The organism is Sphingomonas sp., assembly GCF_023266535.1.
Classification (GTDB): Bacteria; Pseudomonadota; Alphaproteobacteria; order Sphingomonadales; family Sphingomonadaceae; genus Sphingomicrobium.
Window position 1 is genome coordinate 1 of sequence record NZ_JAHFPY010000102.1, and the last position, 8308, is coordinate 8308.

The 8308-nt window shown below is 63.8% G+C and carries 8 protein-coding genes and 1 tRNA gene; 7 read left to right on the forward strand and 2 right to left on the reverse strand.

Annotated elements, in window-relative coordinates:
- Both Q0C64_RS12835 and Q0C64_RS12840 read left to right on the forward strand, forming a co-directional pair.
- On the forward strand, window positions 1–1083 hold a 1083-nt coding region (locus Q0C64_RS12835), incomplete at its 5' end, for an alpha-ketoacid dehydrogenase subunit beta (protein ID WP_294124234.1).
- On the forward strand, window positions 1084–2283 hold the full coding sequence (locus Q0C64_RS12840) for a 2-oxo acid dehydrogenase subunit E2 (RefSeq protein ID WP_294124235.1): 1200 nt from the start codon (window positions 1084–1086) through the stop codon (window positions 2281–2283). It abuts the gene before it with no gap.
- 131 nt (window positions 2284–2414) lie between these two features.
- Here the strand turns inward: Q0C64_RS12840 and Q0C64_RS12845 are convergent.
- Window positions 2415–2491: transfer RNA gene (locus tag Q0C64_RS12845), tRNA-Arg, on the reverse strand.
- A 130-nt stretch (window positions 2492–2621) separates the two neighbouring features.
- Between Q0C64_RS12845 and phaR the strand changes: the two genes are divergently transcribed.
- The 4 genes from phaR (at window position 2622) to glmU (ending at window position 5876) form a co-directional block, all read left to right on the forward strand.
- The gene (phaR, locus tag Q0C64_RS12850) at window positions 2622–3149 is read left to right on the forward strand and encodes a polyhydroxyalkanoate synthesis repressor PhaR (protein ID WP_294124236.1); all 528 of its coding nucleotides are present in this window, start codon (window positions 2622–2624) and stop codon (window positions 3147–3149) included.
- The gene (locus Q0C64_RS12855) at window positions 3146–3559 is read left to right on the forward strand and encodes a hypothetical protein (protein WP_294124237.1); all 414 of its coding nucleotides are present in this window, start codon (window positions 3146–3148) and stop codon (window positions 3557–3559) included. The genes phaR and Q0C64_RS12855 overlap by 4 nt, the downstream gene beginning before the upstream one ends.
- 303 nt (window positions 3560–3862) lie before the next feature.
- Window positions 3863–4426 carry a hypothetical protein gene (locus tag Q0C64_RS12860; RefSeq protein WP_294124238.1) on the forward strand — a complete coding sequence of 188 codons (564 nt, stop codon included), beginning with the start codon at window positions 3863–3865 and terminating at the stop codon, window positions 4424–4426.
- A gap of 88 nt (window positions 4427–4514) precedes the next feature.
- A complete protein-coding gene (gene glmU / locus Q0C64_RS12865) occupies window positions 4515–5876 on the forward strand; it encodes a bifunctional UDP-N-acetylglucosamine diphosphorylase/glucosamine-1-phosphate N-acetyltransferase GlmU (protein WP_294124239.1) in 1362 nt (453 codons plus the stop codon).
- Here the strand turns inward: glmU and Q0C64_RS12870 are convergent.
- Window positions 5860–6894: a proline iminopeptidase-family hydrolase gene (locus tag Q0C64_RS12870; protein ID WP_294124240.1), complete on the reverse strand. Its 1035-nt coding sequence runs from the start codon at window positions 6892–6894 to the stop codon at window positions 5860–5862. The two genes, glmU and Q0C64_RS12870, sit on opposite strands and share 17 nt — an antisense overlap.
- Window positions 6895–6967: 73 nt before the next feature.
- Between Q0C64_RS12870 and glmS the strand changes: the two genes are divergently transcribed.
- A partial coding sequence (gene glmS / locus Q0C64_RS12875) for a glutamine--fructose-6-phosphate transaminase (isomerizing) (RefSeq protein WP_294124241.1) occupies window positions 6968–8308 on the forward strand: 1341 nt, incomplete at its 3' end.

An 8308-nucleotide genomic window follows, 5' to 3' on the forward strand; every position in this document is an offset into this window, starting at 1 on the left:
ATCTCGTCGCCGGACCGGGTCACCGACCATGTCTATTTCGATGGCGAGGCCAGCCAGGTCGGCGGCGGCGCGGGGCTTAGCCTCGATGGTACGATCGAGGTGCCGCAGCCCGAAGGCCAGCGCATCAATATGGTCACCGCCATCCGGCGGGTGCTCGACCAGGAGTTGGCGGCCAATCCCAAGGTGCTGCTGTTCGGCGAGGATATCGGCCCCAAGGGCGGTGTCCATGCAGTGACGCTCGGCCTGCAGGATAAATATGGGGTCGAGCGAGTATTCGACACGTCATTGAACGAGGAAGGCATTATCGGCCGCGCGGTCGGCATGGCGCTGGCCGGGCTGATGCCGGTGCCGGAAATCCAGTTCCGAAAATATGCCGAGCCGGCGACCGAGCAGATCAACGATTGCGGCACAATGCGCTGGCGCACCGCCAACCGCTTCTCCGCGCCGATGGTGCTTCGGATTCCTGGCGGCTTCTTCAAATGCGGCGACCCGTGGCACAGCCAGACCAACGAAGTGGCATTCGTCCACAATCCCGGCTGGAAGGTGGCGGTGCCGAGCAATGCCGAGGATGCGGTCGGCCTGCTGCGCGCCTCACTTCGCGGCAATGACCCGGTGATCTTCTTCGAACATCGCGCGATGCTCGACGATAGCTGGGCACGCCGCCCCTGGCCGGGCGACAAGTTCGTCCTGCCCTTCGGCAAGGCGAAGAAGACGCGCGAGGGCGACAGGATCACGATCGTCACCTGGGGCGCGATGGTGCCGCGCTGCGAGGCGGCGGCGGAGGGAATCAGCGCCGACGTCATCGACCTCCGGACGTTGCAACCGTGGGACAGAGAGACGGTACTAGACAGCGTCCGCCGAACGCGGCGCTGCCTGATCGTCCATGAAGATTTGCGGACCGGCGGCTTCGGGGCGGAGATTGCCGCGGTGGTCGCTGACGAGGCATTCCTCGACCTCGATGCGCCGGTGGCGCGCGTCACCATGCCCGACGTGCCCAGCCCGCACCATCCGGCGCTGATGGAATGGGCCTTGCCGAGCGTCGACAAGATCCGCGCCGAAATCGACCGGCTGGTGGGCTTTTAGATGATCGAAGTTCGAGTCCCCGACGAGCAGGAGGGCACCAAGGCGGTCGTTCGTGCCTGGCTGCGGCGGGTCGGCGATTTGGTGTTCGAGAATGAGCCGCTGGTCGAGCTCGAAACCGACAAAGTGACGCAGGAAGTGCCGTCACCAGCCGCCGGCGTGCTAACCGAGATATTGCTCGACACCGATGACGAAGCCGAGCCGGGCGCCCTGCTGGCCAAAATCGATCCAGCGGGGGAAGCCAGCAGTTCCCCGGCGCAGGCCGGGGCCCAGGGCGATGCGATAGCAGCGCCTAATGGCGCCCTTGGACCCCGGCCTGCGCCGTGGAACGGGGAAGTGGAGACGAGGCTTAGCCCGTCAGTTCGTCGCGCACTTCTGCAGAATAACGTTGATCCGTCGCACATCGAGGGCACGGGCCGCGATGGGCGGATCACCCGCGACGATGTCGATCGCGCAGCGGCTTCCGCGACAACTGCAAACGCTGGCAAATCGGCAACCGTCCAGTCGCGCCAGTTTAGCGCGCAGGACATTCCGCACGACCGGATGCGGCTCAAGATCGCCGAGAATATGGTTCGCGCAGTCAGCGAGGCGCCGCACGTCACCGCGCTGTTCGAGGCGGACTTCTCGGCCATCGCCGCACACAAGGCAGCGCTTTCGGCAAAAGGCATCAAGCTCAGTTACACTGCCTATCTGATCAAGGCTGCAGCCGAAGCCATGGCCGTCGCTCCCGCGATCAACGGCCGCTGGGAAGAGGATCGCATTGCGGTCGCTCCGACCATCAATGTTGGTGTCGGCACCGCGCTCGGCGAAAAGGGGCTGATCGTGCCCGTCGTCAGGGACGCGGGGTCGCTCAGCCTCGAGGAAATCGGCCACAAGCTCGATGACCTGACCTCGCGGGCGCGTTCGGGAAGTCTCACGGCCGCCGACGTCTCCGGGGGCAGCTTCACTATCTCCAACCATGGCGTATCGGGCAGCCTGCTCGCCGCGCCGATCATCCTGCACGCGGGGCAAGCGGCGATCCTCGGCGTCGGCAAGCTGGAGAAGCGCGTCGTGGTGCGCGAGGTCAATGGCCAGGACGCAATCCTGATCCGGCCGATGGCCTATGTCACGCTAACGATCGACCATCGCGTGGTCGACGGCCATCAGACCAATGCCTGGCTGACCCGGTTCGTCGAAGTGCTGGAGACTTGGTCCGTGACCTGAAGTCCGGCGCGAAGTAAATTCGCGCCGTCGATCGACACGGCCATGGGCCGGTCGTCGGCCGCCTTCACCATCTCTCATCCAATCCAGAAATTGCCACGCAATTTCGGGCTTGGCTTCGGTGGTTCAGGAAGTGGCGCACCCGACAGGATTCGAACCTGTGGCCTCTGCCTTCGGAGGGCAGCGCTCTATCCAGCTGAGCTACGGGTGCGTGGGCGCCCGCTTAGCTTGGAGCGTTCCTGGCCGCAAGCGCCGAGCGACCATCGATTTCGCACGCGCGGGAGAATGTTGCAGCGCGGGAAAGGCAGGACTAGGTTCGCCCAAAGCCTAGGGGAGATTGCATGGCCAAGTCCGCCGACAAGGTGACCATCAAGAAATACGCCAACCGGCGGCTCTACGACACGGAGAGCAGCAGCTACATCACGCTCGACCGGCTGGCGGCGATGATCCGCGAGGGCCGCGATTTTGAGGTGGTGGACGCCAAATCCGGCGAAGACATCACGCACCAGGTGCTGACCCAGATCATCGTCGACGAAGAGTCGCGCGGTTCGACCATGCTTCCGGTCAATTTCCTGCGCCAGCTGATCGGCCTCTATGGCGGCCAGATGCAGGGAGCGGTGCCGCCATACCTGGAAGCGGCGATGGAGGCGTTCCAGAAGAACCAGCAGGCGATGGCCGGCGCGTTCGGACCCAACATGTTTGCCGACTTGGCCAAGCGCAACATGGCGATGTTCGAGGAAGCGGCGCAGGCGATGACCGGCAAGAAGGCCAAGCCGGCGCCCGCAGGCGAGCAATCGGCCGACGAACTGGCCAAGCTCAAGGCCGAGCTCGCCGCCCTTCAAGCGAAGGTAGACAAGCTCGGCAAATGAGGTTCGTCGCCGCATTGCTCCTGGCCGCGGCGCCCGCTGCGGCCCAGCAATCTCCTTTGACGTTCGAAGCCGGCAAGTCACTGCCGCTGGCGAACGGCCAATGGTCGCATTTCGCCACCGCCGACGGCTCGATCGCGATGTACGGCACCCAGATCCAGCTGCGCTGCGACAAGGCGACGCGGACGGTCACGATAGCACGGCCCAATGCTGCACCGGCTGCGCTCACCATCGCCACCGATACGATGACCAGGAACTTGCCGCCAAGCGGTCGCCTGCTGGCGACGGACCCTTTGCTCGACGCCATCGCGTTCAGTCGCGGACGGTTCATCGTGTCGGGTGGAATCGGGCCGACCATCGCGGTGCCAAGCTGGCCCGAAGCGGCGCGAAGCATCGAAGATTGTCGAAACTGACCACAATTACAAGTCTTGTTTATCATCTCCGACCACAACATTCTGTGGTTGCAATCCAGCAGCGAAAGGAGGTGATCCGATGTCTCATGGTTCAGCAGGGAGGTCGGTCCAGTTCGCTTGGAAGGTGATGGCCTAACCAGCCATTCATGTCCTTCCGGGCTTGAGCGTCCGGTCGCTGACCATGTTGAAGGGAGCTGTCGTGTGGTGCGGCAGCTCCCTTTTACTTACGCAAATCTTCGCTTATTTCGGAACCGTTTCGGGCATGAGCCGCTTTTGGCGGTAGGATCGAAGAGGGAGGCAGTAATGGCCAAGGCATCGACGGGCCGCGCCAAGAGTGGTGGCGGTAAAAAAGCAACGTTCGACAAGATCGCCAAGGCGGCGATGAGCCGTGAAATGTTGGCAGCGGGCCTGACCGCGGCAGCGGCGGCGATTGCCGCCAGCCCCAAGGCGCGCAAGGCGATCCGCGATGCGGGGCTCGATGCCGCCGACAGCGCCAGCCACGCCGCGACCCAAATGATGTCCAATGCCTCCAAGCTCGGCTCGCTAATTGCCGAGGCGGTGGCCGATGCCGCACAGCGCGTATTGTCGGGCAAATGGGCCGATGAAGCCGGTACGGGCCTGATGTCCTCGACCAAACCGGTCGCCAAGAAGTCGGCGCCGCGTAAGACCGGCGCGACCCGCAAGGCTCCGACGGCAAAAGCGAAAACCGCGTCAAAGGCCAAGACGGCGGCAAAAAAGCCCGCCGCCAAAAAGCCCACCGCCAAGAAGCCGGCAGCGCGCAAGGCGAAAGCGCCGGCCAAGCGCCGGTCAAGCGCCGGAGCGCGCAAGCGGGCTCCGGCCAAGCCCAAGGCCCCGGCAGCCAGCTGAGCCACAATCTATTTGAACGAAGGGCTCCGGTTCGTCCGGGGCCCTTCCTCTATGGAAAAGCATTATCGGGCATGCGATGTCGAGCGGGATGACTCAGGCGAAATTCTCGGTGGTGATCCTGGCTGCGGGGCAGGGCACGCGGATGCGTTCCGATACGCACAAGGTGCTCCACCCGATCGCCGGCAAGCCGATGCTGTTGCACCTGTTGTCGACGCTCGAGGCGATGGGTGCCGACCGCCGCGTCGTGGTGGTCGGCAAGGGCCGCGAGCAGCTTGAGAGAGCGCTTGAGGGGCACGGCGTCGTGACCGCCCTGCAGGCCGAGCAGAAGGGTACCGGCCACGCCGTGCAAATGGCCGACGAAGCGCTAAACGGATTCGATGGGGCAGTGCTGATCCTCTACGGCGACACGCCCTTCGTCACCCGGGACACGTTGACCGAGATGCTCGATCGGCTGGCGGCGAAAGACGACCCGGGCGTGGTCGTGCTGGCCAGCTCGCCTGCCGACGGCAAGACCTATGGCCGCGTCATCCTCGGCGATGGCGACCATATTTCGAAGATGGTCGAATATAAGGACGCCAATGAAGCCGAGCGCGCGGTCAAGCTGTGCAATTCGGGCATGATGGCGGTGCAGTCGAAGGATCTGTTCCGCTGGCTGGCCAAGGTCGGCAACGCCAATGCGGCCAAGGAATATTACCTCCCCGACATCGTCATGATCGCCAAGGAAGAGGGCCGCGCGCCGGTGGCAATCGAGGGCGAGGCATTCGAGACCGCCGGCGTCAACAGCCGTGCCGAGTTGGCTGCGTTGGAGGAGGATTGGCAGACGCGCCGTCGCTGGCAGGCGCTGGAGCAGGGCGCGACCCTGATCGATCCCGAAAGCGTCTGGTTTTCTGCCGATACCGAATTGGGCCGCGACTGCACCATCGAGCCGCACGTCGTGTTCGGCCCGGGCGTGAAGATTGCCGATGGCGCGACGATCAAGGCCTTCTCGCACATCGAAGGCGCGATCATTTCGACGGGTTGCGTGGTGGGCCCTTTCGCCCGGCTGCGCCCTGGAGCGGTGCTGGGCGAGGGCGCCAAGGTCGGCAATTTCGTCGAGGTGAAAAAGGCCAATCTTGGCAAGGGCGCCAAGGCCAACCATTTGTCCTATATCGGTGATGCCAATGTCGGCGAGAATGCCAACATCGGAGCCGGCACCATCACCTGCAATTATGACGGGTTCGGCAAGTATCTGACCGAGATCGGGCCGGGCGCCTTCATCGGGTCGAACAGCGCGCTGGTCGCTCCGGTCTCGATCGGTGCGGGAGCAATCATCGGCGCGGGATCGGTGGTGACCAAGAACGTCGCGGCGGACGAGCTGGCCATCGCCCGCGGCGAGCAGCGCGGATTTGCTGGCTGGGCCGCCCGCTTCCGTGCAAGGCAGAAAGCAAAAAAGGCTAGCGGTACTTCCTGAGGAACGCGTTCAGGCCGTCGAAATAGGCCTGTTGATCGTCATACATCGCAAAGTGGCCGCCATTGGTGGCGAGCAGCGTTCCGTTCGGCATTTGCTTCGCCATCCGCGCCATGTAGGCCGGATCCATCGTGTCATATTTGCCTGAAATGACCAGCGTCGGGACGGTGATGCGCTTCAAGTCCGCGAAGCGATCCCAATGCTCGAGCCTGCCGCTCGCGCCCATTTCGCTCGGCCCCTGCATCAGCACATAGATTTGCCTGTTGATCTGGCCAAAGCTGTAGAGAACCGGCTCGGGCCATTCGGCCGCCGGCCGCCGCAAAATGTGTTTCTCGTAAAATTCGGACATCAGCGTGCCCATGTAGCGCGGGTCGTCGGTCTTCCCGGCTTTTTCCAGCTGTTCGATCAACGCCAGCTTGGCCGGATCCATCTGCGGCTTGAGGACCTTGTCGGCATAGGCGTTGTACGCCGGGATCGACGCCATCATGTTGGAAATGACCAGGCATTTCAGCTGGTCCTGATGGGCCAGCGCATATTCCATGGCGAGGATGCCGCCCCAGCTTTGACCCAGCAGGCAGAAATTGGACTTGTCGGCGCCGATCGCCGCACGCACCTGGTCGACCTCGCTGACGAAACGGTCGATGGTCCATAAATCGTCATCGGTAGGATGGTCGCTGCGGCCGGAGCCGAGCTGGTCGTAGTAGTAATATTCGACGCCTTCGGCCGGCAGGAAGCTGTCGAATGCCTCCAAATAGTCATGCGTGGCGCCGGGTCCTCCGTGGAGCAGCAGCAGCTTGAGCTTGGGGTTGTTGCCTACCCGCTTTACCCAGACGTGAAACTTGCCCTTGGGCGTCGAAATCTCGACCATTCGCACACCGCCGGACCATGCGTCTGGATGCTCCTTGATGTCATAATATGAAGCGCTGGAAGCGCCTTGCGCGTCCGAATTGGCAGGCGATTGTTGGCATGCCGCCGTCAGCATGAAGGCGACGCTTGCGGCAAACAACAATGTGCGCGACATCGCCACCTCCCCCCTTGTTTATCTGACTGCATAGCGCCACGTCGGCGACGGTCAAAGGAGCAGCGCTTCAACCATGTGCGGAATTGTTGGAATTGTCGGCAAACAAGCGGTGGCGCAGCGCCTGTTCGATGGCCTCAAGCGCCTCGAATATCGCGGCTATGACTCGGCTGGCATCTGCACCGTACAGGATGGCGAGTTCGAGCGCCGCCGGGCCGAGGGAAAGCTCGACAATCTGGCCCGCGAGCTGGCTGCCGAACCGCTGCACGGAGATACCGGCATTGCCCATACCCGCTGGGCGACCCATGGCGCGCCGACGGTCGACAATGCCCATCCGCACATCGCCGGACCGGTGGCGCTGGTCCACAACGGCATCATCGAGAATTTCAAGCCGCTGCGCGACGAGTTGCTGGCCGACGGCCGCACAATCCTCAGCGAAACCGACAGCGAAGTGGTCGCGCATCTGGTCGCGCGCGAGGTCGAGCGTGGCAGCTCGCCGACCGAGGCCGTGGCAACCGTCTTGCCGCGCCTCCACGGCGCCTTCGCCATCGCCTTCCTGTTCAAGGATTATCCCGACCAGATCATCGGCGCGCGCATGGGAGCACCGCTGACGGTCGGCTATGGCGAGGGTGAGAATTACCTCGGTTCCGACGCTCTGGCGCTGGCCCCGCTGACCCAAAGGATTGCCTATCTCGAGGAAGGTGACTGGGCGGTTGTGGGACGCGACCAGATCCAGATCTACGATCGCGCCAACCAGCCGGTCAGCCGTGAAATCGTCGAATCCGGCGCCACCGCCGCGCATATCGAGAAGGGCAATTACCGCCACTTTATGCAGAAGGAGATTTTCGAGCAGCCGGTCGTCGTCGGCGACACGCTCCGCTCCTACATCCGCCCGTTCGAGGGCAAGGTGGCGCTGCCCGATTTCGATTTCGACCTGTCGACCGTCAATCGCGTCACCATCGTCGCCTGCGGCACCAGTTTCTACGCCGGGATGGTCGCCAAATATTGGTTCGAGCAGTTCGCCCGCGTTCCGGTCGACATCGATGTGGCGAGCGAGTTTCGCTACCGCCAGCCCGTGCTGGAGCCGGGCGGGCTGGCGCTTTTCATCTCACAATCGGGCGAGACCGCCGATACACTCGCCGCGCTGCGCCACGCCCGCGATGAAGGGCAGACCATCGCGGTCGTGGTCAACGTCCCGACCAGCTCGATGGCGCGCGAAGCCGACCTGCTGCTGCCGACCCATGCCGGCCCGGAAATCGGCGTCGCCTCGACCAAGGCGTTCACCTGCCAGCTGGCGGTGCTCGCCGCGCTCGCCGCCAACCTCGCCCGCGCCAAAGGACGAATGAGCGAGGCGGAGGAGCGCGACATAGTCGCCCACCTCCAGGAAGCGCCAGAGGCCATGAACCTGGCGCTCGGC